Origin of the sequence: Peribacillus sp. NPDC006672 (assembly GCF_050274955.1) — a bacterium.
GTDB lineage: Bacteria > Bacillota > Bacilli > Bacillales > DSM-1321 > Peribacillus.
In genome coordinates this window covers 35,005-51,043 of the sequence record NZ_JBNNOR010000015.1, presented here as the reverse complement: position 1 = coordinate 51,043, position 16,039 = coordinate 35,005, and the positions used below count along the sequence as shown (strand labels likewise).

11 protein-coding genes are annotated in these 16,039 nt (G+C 40.5%); 9 read left to right on the top strand and 2 right to left on the bottom strand.

Annotated features, from left to right (window positions below):
- Positions 1 to 406: 406 nt before the first annotated feature.
- From ACQKKK_RS20850 to ACQKKK_RS20835, 4 genes are all read left to right on the top strand, one after another.
- The gene (locus ACQKKK_RS20850) at positions 407 to 1,468 is read left to right on the top strand and encodes a DUF5105 domain-containing protein (protein ID WP_427618768.1); all 1,062 of its coding nucleotides are present in this window, start codon (positions 407 to 409) and stop codon (positions 1,466 to 1,468) included.
- A gap of 14 nt (positions 1,469 to 1,482) precedes the next feature.
- On the top strand, positions 1,483 to 2,619 hold the full coding sequence (locus tag ACQKKK_RS20845; protein WP_427618767.1) for a TcaA second domain-containing protein: 1,137 nt from the start codon (positions 1,483 to 1,485) through the stop codon (positions 2,617 to 2,619).
- 3 nt (positions 2,620 to 2,622) lie between these two features.
- Positions 2,623 to 3,135 (top strand): hypothetical protein, encoded by a 513-nt coding sequence (locus tag ACQKKK_RS20840; protein ID WP_427618765.1) that lies wholly within the window; start codon positions 2,623 to 2,625, stop codon positions 3,133 to 3,135.
- Positions 3,136 to 3,704: 569 nt separating this feature from the next.
- Positions 3,705 to 5,774 (top strand): catalase, encoded by a 2,070-nt coding sequence (locus tag ACQKKK_RS20835; protein ID WP_427618763.1) that lies wholly within the window; start codon positions 3,705 to 3,707, stop codon positions 5,772 to 5,774.
- A gap of 65 nt (positions 5,775 to 5,839) precedes the next feature.
- Here the strand turns inward: ACQKKK_RS20835 and pepT are convergent, their stop codons facing one another.
- Together pepT and ACQKKK_RS20825 are read right to left on the bottom strand one after the other, a co-directional pair.
- Positions 5,840 to 7,075, bottom strand: a complete 1,236-nt coding sequence (gene pepT, locus ACQKKK_RS20830; RefSeq protein WP_427618761.1) for a peptidase T — start codon at positions 7,073 to 7,075, stop codon at positions 5,840 to 5,842.
- Between the two features lie 181 nt (positions 7,076 to 7,256).
- Positions 7,257 to 8,738: an alpha-amylase gene (locus ACQKKK_RS20825; protein WP_427618759.1), complete on the bottom strand. Its 1,482-nt coding sequence runs from the start codon at positions 8,736 to 8,738 to the stop codon at positions 7,257 to 7,259.
- Between the two features lie 734 nt (positions 8,739 to 9,472).
- Between ACQKKK_RS20825 and ACQKKK_RS20820 the strand changes: the two genes are divergently transcribed.
- From ACQKKK_RS20820 to ACQKKK_RS20800, 5 genes are read left to right on the top strand one after another with little or no spacing between them, the layout of a single operon-like run.
- On the top strand, positions 9,473 to 10,825 hold the full coding sequence (locus tag ACQKKK_RS20820; RefSeq protein WP_427618757.1) for an aspartate aminotransferase family protein: 1,353 nt from the start codon (positions 9,473 to 9,475) through the stop codon (positions 10,823 to 10,825).
- 7 nt (positions 10,826 to 10,832) lie between these two features.
- Positions 10,833 to 12,341 carry a pyridoxal phosphate-dependent decarboxylase family protein gene (locus ACQKKK_RS20815; RefSeq protein WP_427618755.1) on the top strand — a complete coding sequence of 503 codons (1,509 nt, stop codon included), beginning with the start codon at positions 10,833 to 10,835 and terminating at the stop codon, positions 12,339 to 12,341.
- Positions 12,342 to 12,343: 2 nt separating this feature from the next.
- Positions 12,344 to 14,146, top strand: a complete 1,803-nt coding sequence (locus ACQKKK_RS20810) for an IucA/IucC family protein (RefSeq protein ID WP_427618753.1) — start codon at positions 12,344 to 12,346, stop codon at positions 14,144 to 14,146.
- Complete coding sequence (locus tag ACQKKK_RS20805; RefSeq protein WP_427618751.1) at positions 14,136 to 14,720, top strand: GNAT family N-acetyltransferase; 585 nt, start codon at positions 14,136 to 14,138, stop codon at positions 14,718 to 14,720. Before ACQKKK_RS20810 ends, ACQKKK_RS20805 begins: the two co-directional genes overlap by 11 nt.
- Complete coding sequence (locus ACQKKK_RS20800) at positions 14,695 to 16,023, top strand: lysine N(6)-hydroxylase/L-ornithine N(5)-oxygenase family protein (protein WP_427618750.1); 1,329 nt, start codon at positions 14,695 to 14,697, stop codon at positions 16,021 to 16,023. Before ACQKKK_RS20805 ends, ACQKKK_RS20800 begins: the two co-directional genes overlap by 26 nt.
- Positions 16,024 to 16,039 lie beyond the last annotated feature (16 nt).

Below are 16,039 nucleotides of genomic sequence, written 5' to 3'. Positions count from 1 at the left end.
CAAAGAAGCGGCAGAGACGTTCATTGTCTTTGCCGCTTCTTTGTAATGGTTATCAGTGGAAATTCTTATTTTAATATATAAAAATTTTTTCTTTTCATAAATAAGTATTTTAAGAAAGGATATTCATCCGTAATAGTACATTTGATTGGGTTTTTATATACTGTATAACTATATGACTATAAATGAATCCGCCAAAATAGGTATAATACAGGTGGTTTTTTAGGCTTAATTTGGATAAATTAGAGGTAATGATACATAAGTGGAAGAAGAATCCAATATATATTAGGTCTAAAATACCGCATTAAAATAGTGCGAATTTTTTTGGTATTCTTTTTCCCATAAAAAAAGGACTTAGCTGAGGAACATCATCAGGTAATCTTTTTACTTAGGGGGAGGAAATTTTATCGTGTCTAAATTGAAGGGTTTATCGTTATTATTTGTATGTATGCTGGTGTTATCCGCATGCAGTAGTTCTACTGGTACATCTGCAAAAAAAAGTAAAAGTAAGGATCTGGAAGTATCCATAAAGGATGCTACCTTTGTGTTGCTTGGGGAAGATGATGGAGTGGCTGAAGGAGCTGACGAAACAAATAATGGCGTATTGGCTGTGAATTTTAAGTTAATGAACAAATCTAAGGACACCATTCGACTTTCAGTAAGGAATGGGATGAAGTTATATGATGGCGATGAACAATCAAATGCCATTTCAGATGCCTATAATACCGATATAGGTTTAGAAGCATACAGCGATAGTGATTTAGGCGCAGGAAAAACGAAAACCGTCACAGGCTTTTTTGAAGTGGAAAAAGACAAAGAGTATGAAATAGGAATCAATGCAGAGTCAGATGACTATAAGAAGGAAATTGAAGAAGTGATTGTTAAGTTGGACACATCTGATTATGCCAAAAGTTTTGATACCCTTCAGGATCCTGCCAAGGCATTAACAGCATATATAGATACAATTTATTTGGATAAGGACAATACTGATTATGAAAAACTAGTGTCTGCAGACAAAGCTGCTTTGCAGGAAGAAGCAAAGAAAACCTTTAAAAACAAGATAAAGAGCTATTTTAGCGGGAAGTTGACTGATGGAGAAGTAGATAAATTATATGCTAGTTATAAATCAGTTCAGTCACAAAAAGCAGAGTTCACTGCGATTACTTCTGCAATGGCAAATGGGAAGGCCGCAGTGTTACTTGAGTTTTCAAATGTTTCGTTAGGAGATATCTACGAGGATATTTCAGATTATCAAAGTGAATATAGAGAAAAAACGAATAGTTATGATAAAGATGATACTAAAAAGTATCTCATTTCAAAGTTTGATAAAATCATAAATTCCCAGGAAGTTGAGGAAGGCGAAGAATTGAAAATCCTTTTGGTCGAAGAGGATGGGAAATGGAAAATTGATACATCAAAAGCTTATGGGGAAAGTTTAGTCAACGTATTTGCTGCAGGATCACAATATTAAGGGAGCAGTGAGACATGTCAAAAAAAATATGGATCATAAGTGGAATCTCTGCTTTTACAATCATTATCTTGATTGCCGCTGTGCTTCTCATTCAGCAAAATAATAAACCGAAAAAGGTGGTTGAATCCTTTACGGAGGCGGTTAAAAAGAAGGATTCAAGTCAACTTAAGGATCTAATCCAGCCAGATAAAAAAGGTGCGATTGTGAATAATGCATCTATTAAGGCGTTTGCCAGCTACTTGAATAGTAATAATTCTAGTTTTGAAGCAATCAAAGATGGATTAAAGGAACAGATCGAAGATAAAAGCTTTTCAGCGACCAATCAGCAGGTTAGTCTAGTGGAGTCTGGGAAGAAGTGGGGAATTTTTAAGGAGTACAGGTTGAAGGTAAAAACGGGATTCATTAAAGTAACAGGACATAATGATGATGATGATATATCCATTACTATAGACGAATTGAAGGAGTCAGTAAGGGAGAGCAAGAAGGATACGTATGGCCCATTATTGCCGGGAACTTATGAGATTGTGACCACGGTACAAAACAAGCTTGGAACGTTTATGAAAAAGGATAAATTGGATGTGTGGGGCGGATCTAAGGAAATTACTTTAGTGGTGGATCCTAATGTACTTGTTCGAGGTGATAAAGATGTACAAAAAGCGGTCATGTCCGCTGTCGACATTTTTAATTATGACTTAACTGTCTTTGAAACAAGCGGTTTTGATACCGATAAGTTCACGAATGTTACGGATGCCATTAAAAATGATACGTCTATTGCGAAAGATAACTTTGCGACGATTGAAGATTTTGTGGATGAAATTCATTCACAATATCTAGGAGCGGTCATTAATTTGGACGAATTGGATATCAGCTATTTTGATAATCAGTGGATAGCAGAGGCTGAAGCATTAGTTTCATATAAAAATAAGATGAGGATAAAAAATCAAAAGAAATTAGAAGATTTTTCGTATAAATCGATGCGCGTTTATTCTCTAATTTATAATGCTGACAAGAAAAAGTGGCTAATTGATGATATTAAGGAAACCGACGCAGATGGAGCGGAACAAGAAAATTGGGATAATAAGCAAGAAATGAAAATTAAAAATCCAAAACTGCTTACGTGGAATCGTAAAGACAGTGGTGAGAAGTTTTAATAATTGAGTTCTTGTTTACTAGAAAAAAGTTTTTTCAAAGAAGGGGGTGTCCGTCATTTCGGGGACCTCTCTTTTTCATGTAAATATATTGATACGCTGATTTATCTTCCTGATCTAGTAGAAACGTCAATTGAAGAATTTGATGTCCTGCTCCTTCCTTCCCAACTACATATGGGTCTTCTCATGAAGTCCATGGATAAAATATATGAATTCGCTAATAGGGGTGGGATTATTGTGTCCTTTGGTCCACAGCTGAATGAATGGATTCCGGGACATAATTGGGAGTTCAGGGAAACGAATTTTTGGTGGTGGCTTGAAAAGGATCCCAAAAGGGGTTTAGTCCTCCAAAAGCCTGACCATGATTTATTCAGCCGCTATCTAACACTTGCTGATTCGACATGGCATCAGCATGGCATATACTGGCCGCCTGAAGGTTCAGATATCCTTTTGTTTCCACTGAGGACGGTGAAGCCGTTCTTTATATTGATAAGGTCAGTACAAAAGGTACTTGGGTAGTTATGACTCTTGACCCTGATCACCATTATGGCTCTTATTTTATGCCAGCAACGGAAAGGTTTCTGGAAGGATTCTTTCCGTGGCTTGCTGAAGGCGATGTATAATGATTTAAAAATCTTACAAAAGGTAACGGAGATCAATATGTCCTCCGTTACCTTTTCTTATTTGGGAAAGTCCGATGGAATCCTATTCAGGAAAGAGCGTGTTTCTATAGTTTGATACCAAGAAGTAGGAAATCTACAAGAAATGTACTGAACTCCGATTGTGCAGCAAGTACTGCGCTTGCAACTATAAAGTTTCCCCGCATCATTTTGTTCCAATAATTCATAGTAATCATCCAGTATTTTTTGTTATTTAAAGAATGAAGAATCTATTTTTGTCTGGCCAGTTGAAAAATATAATCAAATTTTCTTTTTCGGGATCTGTTTAGCTGTCAAAATCAGGTGGTATATGAGGAATGATAGAACTTATTCGAAAAATAAAAGAAGTGAGAAACCTGGATACAGAAAACTCATACATCATGAATTTGACTGTATTGAATTTCTAAGACATGGAGGGGACTGAAAAGGATGAAAAAAGAAAATGAAAATGGAAGAATCAATGAACAAAGTAAGCAACGGCAGTTGGAACAATATCGAGTGGACGATAACGGCAAAAAGATGACGACTAACCAAGGTTTGCGCATTTCAGAGGATGAACATTCTTTGAAAGCGGGAACCCGTGGTCCAACTTTGATGGAGGACTTTCATTTCCGTGAAAAAATGACTCACTTTGACCATGAGCGTATTCCTGAACGGATTGTGCATGCGCGCGGTTCTGGAGCACATGGATATTTTCAGGTATATGAGCCGATGGGCGAATATACAAAGGCAAAGTTCCTTCAAGACCCTTCAGTCAAGACACCAGTATTTGTTCGTTACTCCACGGTAGCAGGTTCACGTGGATCGGCAGACTCGGTTCGCGATGTCAGGGGATTCTCTACAAAGTTTTATACCGAGGAAGGAAACTATGATCTGGTCGGGAATAATATTCCGGTATTTTTTATCCAGGATGCCATTAAGTTCCCGGATTTAATTCATGCGGTTAAACCGGAGCCTCATAATGAAATACCTCAGGCCGCTTCTGCCCATGATACCTTTTGGGACTTCGTCGCCAACAATGAAGAAACGGCACATATGATCATGTGGCATCTTTCTGATAGGGCCATACCAAGAAGTTTCCGGATGATGGAAGGGTTTGGTGTCCACACTTTCCGTTTTGTGAATGAAGAAGGTGTGGCCCATTTCGTTAAATTCCATTGGAAGCCTGTATTGGGAGTTAAATCCCTTGTCTGGGATGAGGCGCAGAAAATTGCAGGGAAAAATCCTGATTTTCACCGTCAAGATCTGTGGGAAGCAATAGATACTGGAAATTATCCTGAATTTGAATTTGGCGTGCAAATGATTAAGGAAGAAGATGAATTCAAATTCGACTTTGATATCCTTGATCCTACTAAACTATGGCCGGAAGAACAAATCCCGGTGAAAATAATCGGGAAAATGGTTTTGAATCAAAATACAGATAACTTTTTTGCAGAGACGGAACAGATAGCTTTCCATCCGGGGCATGTTGTACCGGGTATTGATTTTTCAAATGATCCGCTGCTTCAGGGACGTTTGTTCTCATACACAGATACCCAGCTATCCCGATTAGGAGGCCCAAACTTCCATGAGCTTCCGATTAATAGGACGGTTGCCCCCGTTCATAATAATCAACGCGATGGCATGCACCGAATGTCAATAAACCCCGGACCGGTCAGCTACCATAAAAATTCCCTTGCTGGTAACTCTCCAGAACCTGCTTCAGAAGAGGAAGGCGGCTATGCACATTATCAGGAAAAAGTCGATGGCAGGAAGGTCCGTCAACGCAGTGAAAGCTTCAAGGACCATTACAGCCAAGCTAAACTGTTCTGGAATAGCATGACGGAAGTGGAGAAGGAGCATATTATTCAGGCTTTCCACTTTGAAGTGGGAAAAGTTAAAAGTAAGGACGTTCAGCAGCAAATTGTCGAGATGTTCAGCAATGTTGATGTCGAACTGGCAAAAACGATCGCTATTGGAGTGGGCGTGAATCCTCCGGCTAACAAAAGTGAGGTCAAAATGGATTTGGCTTCTCCAGCTTTAAGCCAGGAGCAAATGAAAGTGAACACGGCCGTATCAAGAAAAGTGGCAATCTTGGCTGCAGATGGCTTCAACGGGTCAGAGGTTAATCAAGTTTTGGAATCATTTAAATCGGCAGGGATAACGGCTGAAATCATCAGTAATAATCGTGGAGTGATTACAAGTTCCGACGGACAGCAAGTTGAGGTGGATCAGACATTCCTGACAGCGGATTCGGTACTTTTCGATGCTGTATATGTAGCAGGAGGCCAGGAGAGTATTGATGCGCTAAAGCCATCCAAGGAACCAATTTACTTTGTTGAAGAAGCTTACAATCATTTCAAAGCGATTGGTGCAGGAAAAGAAGGAGCCGAGATCTTAACGAAGGCAGGCATAGGCTCCATTGAGCCAGCCGCAGGCATTGTAGCTGTTTCGGATAAAAATGGCGGTTCTGCCTTTATCGAGGCAATTGCCAAGCATCGTCACTGGACACGCGCTTAAATTTGGATGAAAACACCCCAGACTTGTAGTCTGGGGTGTTTTCAATAAAGGCAGTTGGTATCAAGCTACTTCGCTTTTTCTTCAAGGAGCGAGGCAATGCCAACAATCACCTTTGTGGCCAGTATCATATTGTCGACGGAAATAAATTCATACTTGCCATGAAAGTTCTCGCCGCCCGTAAAGATGTTAGGTGTCGGCAATCCCATATATGATAATTGAGATCCATCAGTCCCACCGCGTATAGGCGAGATGATTGGTTTTATACCGAGTTTCTCCATTGCTTCATGGGCAATATCCACGATTTCCTTCACGGGTTCAATTTTTTCCTTCATGTTGAAGTATTGGTCGTTTAATTCAAGCTGGATGCGGTTTTGCCCATATTTTTCTTTTAAATCTTCAATTACTTTTGTTATATATTCCTTGCGTTCATTAAATTTTTGGCGGTCGAAATCCCTGATGATATAGGAAAGCTTGGTCTCTTCCACATCGCCGTGAAATGAAATCAGATGATAAAATCCTTCATAACCCTCCGTATATTCCGGTGCTTCTGCCACTGGGAGGAAATCATGAAATTCCATGGCGATTTTAGCCGAGTTCACCATTTTTCCTTTAGCGGTACCAGGGTGAATATTCGTACCTTTGATCAGGATTTTGGCCGATGCTGCATTGAAGCTCTCATATTCAAGTTCCCCAAGCGGACCACCGTCCACGGTATAGGCAAATTGGGCATTAAACGCATTTACATCAAACTTATGGGGTCCCCTGCCGATTTCCTCATCGGGAGTAAAGGCAACACGGATTTTTCCATGCTTGATTTCCGGATGCTGGATCAAATAATCCATGGCAGTCATGATTTCGGCAATTCCAGCCTTATTATCTGCTCCCAACAGGGTTGTCCCATCCGTCGTTATCAAGGTATGCCCTATATAGTTCTTAAGCGAAGGAAAATCATCAGGTGAAAGAATGACATCCAATTTTTCATGTAAAGTAAGATCTTTGCCATCATAGTTGTCAATGACTTGCGGTTTTACATCTTTTCCAGTGAAATCTGTTGCTGTATCGACATGGGCCAAGAAACCGATTGTCGGGACATCCTTGTTTGAATTGGCTGGCAATGTTGCCATGACATATCCGTTCGGATCAATTGTCACTTCCTTCATCCCAATGGATTGAAGTTCCTTGACCAATTTATTTGCCAAGGTCAACTGTCCGGGTGTAGAGGGGCATGAGGGATTCGCTTCATTCGATTGGGTATCCACTTTAACATAAGAAGTGAATCTTTCAATGATTTCATTTTTCACGTTCCTTCAACTCCTTTTTCCCTTATATTACCATGATTTCTTCAAATGGAAAAATTATTTTTTCGTGGGTAACGATACAAATACATTGTGAAGGAATGATACTCCTGGATTTTCAAGGGCGATGTCATCAGTAAAGAACAGCATATCTGCAAACGACATGCTGTTCCTTGCTATCTCACTTTTAGAGTGGTGTCGTTTTAAGTGGTACATCATTCAATGCCCATACCGATACGCTTTTCCCATGAACGGGAAAGGTCGCGAAACCATCTGCTTCAATGGTAATTTGGTCATCCCTATGATAGGTTAAATCACTCCAGGTTTCACCAGCTCGATGTTCACCGACGAACATCCTTTTTTCACTGTTGTGATCTCCATTTGAGATAATGACGGCACATCCCGAGCCTTCTAGCTCTTCAACCCCGAGCCGGACCCAGCCTATCGTATTTTGATCGTCAAAATAGTCCGTCTGTTCTCCGTAAGCTTTTTCATACCTAGCATATAAGAGACGATCTAGAATATCCTTTTTTCCAGGTACCGGAGAGGGCCCGCTGATTCCATAATAGTCCCCGTAAAAGACACAGGGATAACCGCAAAGTCTAAGCAAGATAAGTGCATATGCCGATGGTTTAAACCAGTCCTTTACCCAAGACTCCAGTGATTCATGAGGTTGGGAGTCGTGGTTGTCGACAAAAGTGACGGCCTGTGCCGGATTGGTTTGGACGAGGGTATCATCAAAGATGGTTGAGAGGTCGAAGTCAGTCCCTGCTTTTGAAGCCTCGTGAAATTTATAATGAAGGGAAACATCGAACAAGTTGAGGTCATGATTGGTTTGATCTAAGTAAGTTTGACAAGCTTTAACATCCGCCTTCCAAAATTCGCCGACCATGAAGAAATGTTCCTTTGTATAAGGAATGAGTTCCTGTAGAAATCCGTTGATGAATTCATAATCAATATGTTTAACGGCGTCCAAACGAAAACCATCACACTTTAGCGTATCAACCATCCATTTTCCCCAGCTAATCATTTCCTGACGAACTTCTGGCAGACTGTAATCGATGTTGGCAAACATTAAATAATCATAGTTGCCGAATTCATCGATGACATGCTCATTCCAATGCTTATTTTCCCCTGTAATCCGATAAACACCCATCTTGTCGTTTTTGGCATCATAGTCCGTACCATTAAAATGAGTATGGTTCCACTTAAAATCAGAGTATTGATTTTTACGGCCTGGAAAATCGAATGTTGTCCAGCCTTCAATTTCAAATGGTTCTGAGATATCTTCCATGCGGTTGTCCGGATTGACTTCAATGACTTCAAATTTTTCGGTTCCATCAGCTCCTGCTTTGTGGTTCATGACTAAATCGATATAAACGCAAAGTCCGTAGTTATGACAGGTGGCTATCGCTTGAAGCAATTCATCTTTGGTCCCGTATTTGGTACGAACAGTTCCTTTTTGGTCAAATTCCCCCAAATCGTATCCGTCATATATTCCATATCCATTATCCCCAATGGATTGCCCTTTGGTGACTGGCGGAAGCCAAACGCAATCAATTCCTGTATCCTTCAACTTGGAGGCTGCATACTTCAATCTCTCCCAATGAGAACCATCCGCCTCAAGATGCCACTCGAAAAATTGCATCATCGTATGATTTCTTTTCATCCGTTCCCCCCCTGACACCGACACGTTTTGACAAAATTGAAGCTGAACGATCGGATAAAGTAATAGTGAAAATCTTTACCCTCTAATTTCAAATGATAAACAAGTAAACAATCCCTCTGAATAGAGGTTCATTTACCTCTCTATTTTACTATTTTATACCAATTAAGGGTATTTTATATTGATTAGCAGCTAAAAAATAATAAAAGGTCGAGGAATAATCCGGTTAAAGTATAAGGAAAGCGGAAAACGATATATTTAAGGTTTCGGTCTAAAGTCATCGGCGAAGGTAATGGAAGACTTTACGCCAATTCAATAAAAAGAATCCCAATATCATTTTAAAAGAACATAGCACTTTCGCATATTCCATTATAGGGCCCCTTAATTGAATAACATGACTAATATTAATAAATAACAATAATGCAAGGTGCTTTTTAAGTTGTGGTTACTGTCAAAAAGCATACCATTCCCGCCGCCCTTCAAATATTCTTTGATGACTCCTCATTTCAATGATTTTCATCTTCATTTAGCTTAGAAACACCATCTTTATAAAACCTTTTCTGTTCAATTTATAAATAGGGACCAAGCCCCAGTTTTAACCTTTTCTTAATTTTGTTGGAAATTACTAGAAGAAAAATGAGCGGATTTACTCATTGAGAATAATTATCATTATCAGTAGAATGAATTGCATGATAATGATAATTATTCTCAATTAATTCAATACATGGAGGCTCACTATGATAACGAACATGCTTACAAAAAATGATCAATTACTGGAACAACAAAACACAAGGGAATCAAATGCCCGATCTTATCCTAGAAGATTACCCATGGCCATCGATCAAGCGGAGGGAATTTATCTAACAGACATGGATGGAAAAAGATATATTGATTTTCTTGCCGGTGCTGGAACATTAGCACTTGGACACAATCATCCGGCTGTGCTTGAAGCAATGGAAAAAGTTCTTAAGGATAAACGGCCTTTACATACATTGGACTTTACGACGCCAATCAAAGAGCAGTTCGTTGATGAAATTTTTGAAAGTCTGCCTGAAGAATTCAGAAAAAATGCAAAAATTCAATTCTGTGGTCCTACTGGCGGAGATGCCATCGAGGCAGCACTTAAATTAGTTAAAACAGCCACAGGCAACAGAAGTATTTTATCCTTCCAAGGAGCTTACCATGGGGCAACCCATGCAACCATGTCAATCAGCGGTAATACAAAACCGAAGGAAAAAATACAAGGGTTAATGCCCAATGTACATTTTCTGCCGTATCCCTATCAATATCGCTGTCCCTTTGGAATTGGCGGAGAAGAGAGTCATAAAATCAGTAGTCAGTATATCGAAAATCTACTAAACGATCCTGAGTCCGGTTTATTGGCACCTGCAGGAATGATTTTAGAGGCAGTACAAGGAGAGGGTGGTTCCATTCCCGCTCCAATTCCATGGCTTAAGGAAATCAGAAGAATAACAAAAGAGAAGGGCATTCCGCTAATTATCGACGAAGTTCAATCCGGTATCGGCCGGACAGGGAAAATGTTTGCCTTTGAACATGCAGGGATCATTCCGGATGTTCTGGTCTTATCAAAAGCAATAGGCGGGAGTCTTCCATTATCGGTTGTGATTTATAACAAAGAGTTGGACCTATGGTCTCCAGGTGCACATATCGGTACGTTCCGTGGAAATCAATTGGCGATGGCAGCGGGAACAGCAACTTTAAAGTACATAAAAGAGACGAATCTTGTGGATCATGCCGCTAAAATGGGAGAAACCTTAAATAATATTCTTAAAGATTTGCAAAAGGATATTCAGCAAATCGGGGATGTTAGAGGTCGTGGATTAATGGTCGGTGTGGAAATGGTCAACCATGAAGAACCGCAAAACGCTAATGGAAGCTATCCAGCTGATTCTAAACTTGCCAGTGCCATTCAGCAGGAATGTTTTCAAAGAGGGTTGATTCTGGAAGTTGGCGGCAGACATGGAAGTGTAGTGAGGTTCTTGCCTCCATTGATCGTAACGGAATCCCAGCTTTCTGAAGCCACTGGAATTTTTGAACAGGCTGTTCGTGCAGCTGTTGCTAGAGGGTGAATGATCAATGATCGAAATGATAAATAAAACTGATTTTGCTTATTCTCCATTATTCTTGAACAACGAAGAAGGTTTCAATAACTATAGCCAGTCATTAAAAATCATAGAAAAAAAGCTGACGAATTTTTTAAAAGGGAACAATTCAGCTTACTCTGGGAAAAAACCGAATGAAATAGAAGCAAGATTAAACGAGGTGACCCTCGCTTCTCTAAAAGGGGAGACAATGGGGGCAGTAGCTGCTGAGCTTGCAGAGTTTGTTATCAATGACAGCATCAATGTACACAGCCCTACTTGTATCGGACATTTGCATTGCCCGACACTAATACCTGCAGTGGCTGCCGAAATGATTATCGGTACGTTGAATCAATCCATGGATTCATGGGATCAAAGTTCAACGGCAACCTTCGTTGAAGAGCGTTTAATAGATTGGCTGTGCAGTCAGGTAGGGTTACCTGAACAAGCGGATGGGATTTTCACAAGCGGTGGAACCCAATCTAATTATATGGGACTGCTATTGGCGAGGGACGCTTATTGTAAGCGTTACTGGGAGGTGGATGTTCAACAGCATGGCTTGCCAGTCGAGGCGAAAAAATTGCGGATTTTATGCTCCGAGGCTGCCCACTTTACAGTTCGTAAATCAGCGGCACAGCTGGGACTTGGAGAACAGGCAGTGATCACGGTTAAAACGGATTCAAATCATCGTATGTCTATGGATGAATTAAATCACCAGTTACTGCTTTTAGAGGAACAGGGTTTACTTCCATTCGCTATTGTTGCTACTTGTGGAACAACGGATTTCGGTTCAATCGATCCATTACATGAAGTATCCGTAGCAGCAAGGAAGAATGGGATATGGCTGCATGTGGACGCCGCATATGGCGGCGCGATGATATTAAGTAAGGATTACAAAGAGCTAATCAGCGGAATTGAACGGGCAGACTCGATTACGATTGATTTTCACAAATTATTCTATCAGCCCATCAGTTGTGGTGCCTTTCTTGTCTCGGACACCAACTCATTTCAATATATTCAGCATCACGCCGATTACTTGAATCCACAGGAAGATGAAGCCGAGGGCATGGTTCACTTAGTCAATAAATCGGTTCAAACGACGAGAAGGTTCGATGCACTGAAACTTTGGATGTCATTGAAGGTTGTCGGACTGGATACCTTTTCTGAAATGATTGACTATACTTGTCATCTTGCACGTGAAGTGGCTGTAAAGATCGATCAAGAGGAAGGATTCAGTGTATTAAATAAAGACCCTGAATTGAATGCGGTTGTATTCCGTTATAATCCCGAGGGAGAAAGTGATCAGTTAGTAAACCTATTAAATAAACAGATTCAGCAAGAATTACTAAAAAGCGGACGGGCATTTTTAGCAAAAACGCGTTTTGACGGACAGGTGTATTTAAAAATGACACTATTGAATCCAATGACAAAGCTTGAACACATAGAGGGAATTTTAGACGAAATCCGAGTATTAGGTGAAATGTTCAAGATGATGGAGGAATGAAGATGAATGGTAAGCAGATAGCTGAAAGGGCGACGATGCAAAGCTTTCTGAATTGTTATTTCCGGGAAACCGGAAATTGCAGTTTGGAAGAAACGAAGAACTGGCCTGATTTGGAGGGGTCTATTCCAGATTCATTATTAGTCAGTAATCTCTTATCCCAAGATATTGCATTGCTAGTTCCATTGAAATATTGGTCTGAAACGGGGCGTCATATTTTTACCTTCCCGATATACTACCAAAATGCATCCAAACAAGTGCATGAATTAGATTACGTGACAATGGTCTCGATTGTTTCCAAAGAATTATTGAATGAGCAGGGCCGAACGGATAGTGAAGATGAATTGATGCTGCGTGTCATCCTGAGCAGCCAAAATATTCAACGGTATGTGGAAGCAAGGACAGAAGATGCTGATGCGCTTAAAAGTCCTGATTTTACCTATATCGAAGCGGAGCAGTCGCTATTATTTGGGCACCTGTTCCATCCTACACCGAAAAGTAAGCAGGGCATTTCAGAAAAAGATGAATGGATCTATTCACCCGAATTAAAAGGTGAGTTTCAGCTGCACTACTTCCTGGCAGAGTCTTCGATCGTCATCCAAGATTCTAGTGAAGTCCGATCGGCAAGTGAAATCATTAAACAGGAATTAGCCGGTGACTTGGAGATTTCCAGTGAATTCCGTGACACGTATTGCCAAAAGGAAAGCCGGTATAGCATTATCCCAGCACATCCGCTCCAGGCAAAGTTGCTTATCGAAAAAGAGGAAGTTAAGAGGCTAATCGAGCAAGGAACACTAATTTATGTTGGACCGCTTGGAAAAAAATTCACGGCTACCTCTTCTTTTAGAACGGTATATAGTGCCACATCGAGATATATGTACAAATTTTCCGTTCCGGTCAAAATCACGAATTCGTTACGAGCAAATCTGCAAAAAGAACTTGATCGTGGTGTGGAAATTGCTAAATTAATAGATTCAAAAGTCGGAGACGTGCTAAAAGAACAGCATCCCTCCTTCCGTATTATTAAGGACCCTGCTTATCTAACGATCAAAACAACAGAACAAGAATCAGGATTCGATATTGATATTCGGGAAAACCCTTTTTATGAAAACAATAAACAAACAAGCCTGATTGCAGGCTTATGTCAGGATAATGCCTATGGTGGACCATCGAGGCTTGGAGCGATCATCCGCAAATTATCAGCTGATGAAAACCGCAGTACCGAAGAGGTAAGTAAGGATTGGTTCAAAACTTATCTTTCAATGACATTAAAACCGATGCTTTGGCTATATGAAGTATATGGAATCGTTTTAGAAGCCCATCAACAAAATTCCATTATTCAACTTCAAGATGGGTATCCATCCACTTTTTATTATCGCGATAATCAAGGGTATTACTATTGTGAGTCCAAAGTAGACAGGCTTTTGAATATCCTGCCTGAACTAAGTGAAAAAAGCTTCACGATTTGTTCTGATGAAGTCGCTGAAGAAAGACTGCAATACTATTTCTTTTTTAATCACCTATTAGGCTTGATCAATAATTTTGGTACGGAAGGATTAGCATCAGAGAAAACCCTGTTACAGCTCGTTCAGGAACAACTTGAAACAACCAGCAGGGAAAGTGAAGATGAAGGGTTGAATCGAGTTGTTTCAAGGTTGCTTCATGCCAGGGAGTTATCTTGTAAGGCTAATTTACTGACGCGATTTCATGATATGGATGAGCTTGTTGGTTCACTTGAGACGCAATCCGTTTATACAATCATTGAAAATCCGTTCGCGCAGGGGGTTTTAGCTGTCCATGAAAAATAGTTATGAAGAAAAGCTGACGGACTGTAATAACCAGCTTTCATTTGTCCAAGTTGAATTTGAGAGGGATTTAGATACACTGCATAAATGGATGCATGAAGATCATGTGATACCTTACTGGAATTTGAATGTCACAAAAGAAAAGTTTGCTGTTCATTTGCAAAAGGCATTGGCTGATGCACACCAAACACTCTATTTAGGCTGCCTGGACTCAATCCCAATGAGCTATTGGGAATCGTATTGGGTAAAAGGCGATATCATCGAAGATTATTATCAGTCTGAAGAGGGAGATCAAGGCATTCATTTACTCATAGGTGATCCGGATTACCTGGGAAAAGGACTGGCTTTGCCGTTTTTACGTGCAATGGTGAAATACCAACTACTTACTGCTAGAACAAAAAAGGTGATGGCAGAACCGGATATCCGGAACGCAAAGATGATTCATCTATTTGAAAAGTGCGGGTTTACCCCAATTAAAGAAATTGAGCTCCCTGACAAAACAGCATTACTCATGTCATGTACACGGGAGAATTTCGAAAGGAAGTGGAAGTATGGAGAAGCAACAATCTATCTATGACTTGGTAGGGATAGGGATAGGTCCCTTTAACCTTGGACTTGCAGCCCTTTTGGAGAAAACCCCGGAGTTGAATGCCGTTTTTTTTGAGAAAAAGCAGGAATTTAATTGGCATGAAGGGATGCTGTTGGAGGGGACAACTCTGCAGGTACCGTTCTTTGCTGATCTAGTCAGCATGGCAGATGTGACAAGTCGATATAGTTACCTGAATTATTTACAGCAGCATGATCGGCTCTATCATTTCTACTTCCTTGAAAAATTCTTGATTCCACGAAAAGAATATAACGACTATTGCCGCTGGACTGCCAATCAACTTGATAGCTGCTGTTTTGGGAAAGCGGTGGAGACGGTGGAGTATATAGGGGATCAAGATGAAACCTTCTATCAAATCAGTGTAAGGGATGAACAAACACAAAAGATCGAAGTCTATTATAGCCGCCATGTAGTCATGGGAATTGGAAGTGCCCCGACTGTGCCGGCTGCATTTAGTCCATATAAAGGAGAGAGCATCCTTCATTCGGCCGATTATTTACGGAACAAAGAAAATGTCCTGAAGAAAAAATCCATTACGGTTGTCGGATCTGGACAGAGTGCGGCCGAGGTCTTTGAAGATCTTCTGAATGAGCAGGATAAGCATGGTTACCAGCTAAACTGGTATACAAGGTCAAAAGGATTTTTCCCTATGGAATATTCAAAACTTGGGTTGGAATACTTCACACCGGATTACCTTGATTTCTTTTATCGGCTGCCTCAGGAAAAGAAGGATGACATTTTACCAAAACAAGACCTCTTGTATAAAGGAATCAGCGCGACAACAATTGCGGCGATTTTTGACAAGATGTATGAAAAATCGATTGGAAATGCAGAACTTTCCATTGAACTTAGGGCGATGACGGAAGTTGCATCCGTAGAGCCAACTGAAAATGGCTGGACATTGAAATGTTCACAATGGGTGGAAGAAAGTGAATTTGATGTGGATACAGAGGCTGTTGTTTTTGGAACGGGCTATAAATCGACCGTTCCGGCATTTCTTGACACGATGGAAGAGCTTATAATCCGCGATGATTTGGGCCGTCTTGCAATAACGAAAGACTATCGGGTTGGAACGACCATCTCAACAGCGAATCATCTTTTTATTCAAAATGGCGAGGTACATACGCATGGCGTGGGAGCACCGGATCTCGGCTTAGGGGCATTCCGAAATTCCATTATTATCAATCAATTGGCAGGTAAAGAAGTTTATCCATCCGAGCCTAAGGGAGCTTTTCAGTCATTCCGTGTAAAATCACCAGTCATGGCTTACTAAGAGAAGGGAAGGGGAG

What these genes read in the sequence shown, in the direction of transcription:
- ACQKKK_RS20815 (WP_427618755.1), top strand. Translation starts at nt 10,833, where the DNA reads ATGATCGAAATGATAAATAAAACTGATTTTGCTTATTCTCCATTATTC.
- ACQKKK_RS20820 (WP_427618757.1), top strand. Translation starts at nt 9,473, where the DNA reads ATGATAACGAACATGCTTACAAAAAATGATCAATTACTGGAACAACAA.
- ACQKKK_RS20845 (WP_427618767.1), top strand. Translation starts at nt 1,483, where the DNA reads ATGTCAAAAAAAATATGGATCATAAGTGGAATCTCTGCTTTTACAATC.
- ACQKKK_RS20805 (WP_427618751.1), top strand. Translation starts at nt 14,136, where the DNA reads ATGAAAAATAGTTATGAAGAAAAGCTGACGGACTGTAATAACCAGCTT.
- ACQKKK_RS20835 (WP_427618763.1), top strand. Translation starts at nt 3,705, where the DNA reads ATGAAAAAAGAAAATGAAAATGGAAGAATCAATGAACAAAGTAAGCAA.
- ACQKKK_RS20800 (WP_427618750.1), top strand. Translation starts at nt 14,695, where the DNA reads ATGGAGAAGCAACAATCTATCTATGACTTGGTAGGGATAGGGATAGGT.
- ACQKKK_RS20810 (WP_427618753.1), top strand. Translation starts at nt 12,344, where the DNA reads ATGAATGGTAAGCAGATAGCTGAAAGGGCGACGATGCAAAGCTTTCTG.
- ACQKKK_RS20825 (WP_427618759.1), bottom strand. Translation starts at nt 8,738, where the DNA reads ATGAAAAGAAATCATACGATGATGCAATTTTTCGAGTGGCATCTTGAG.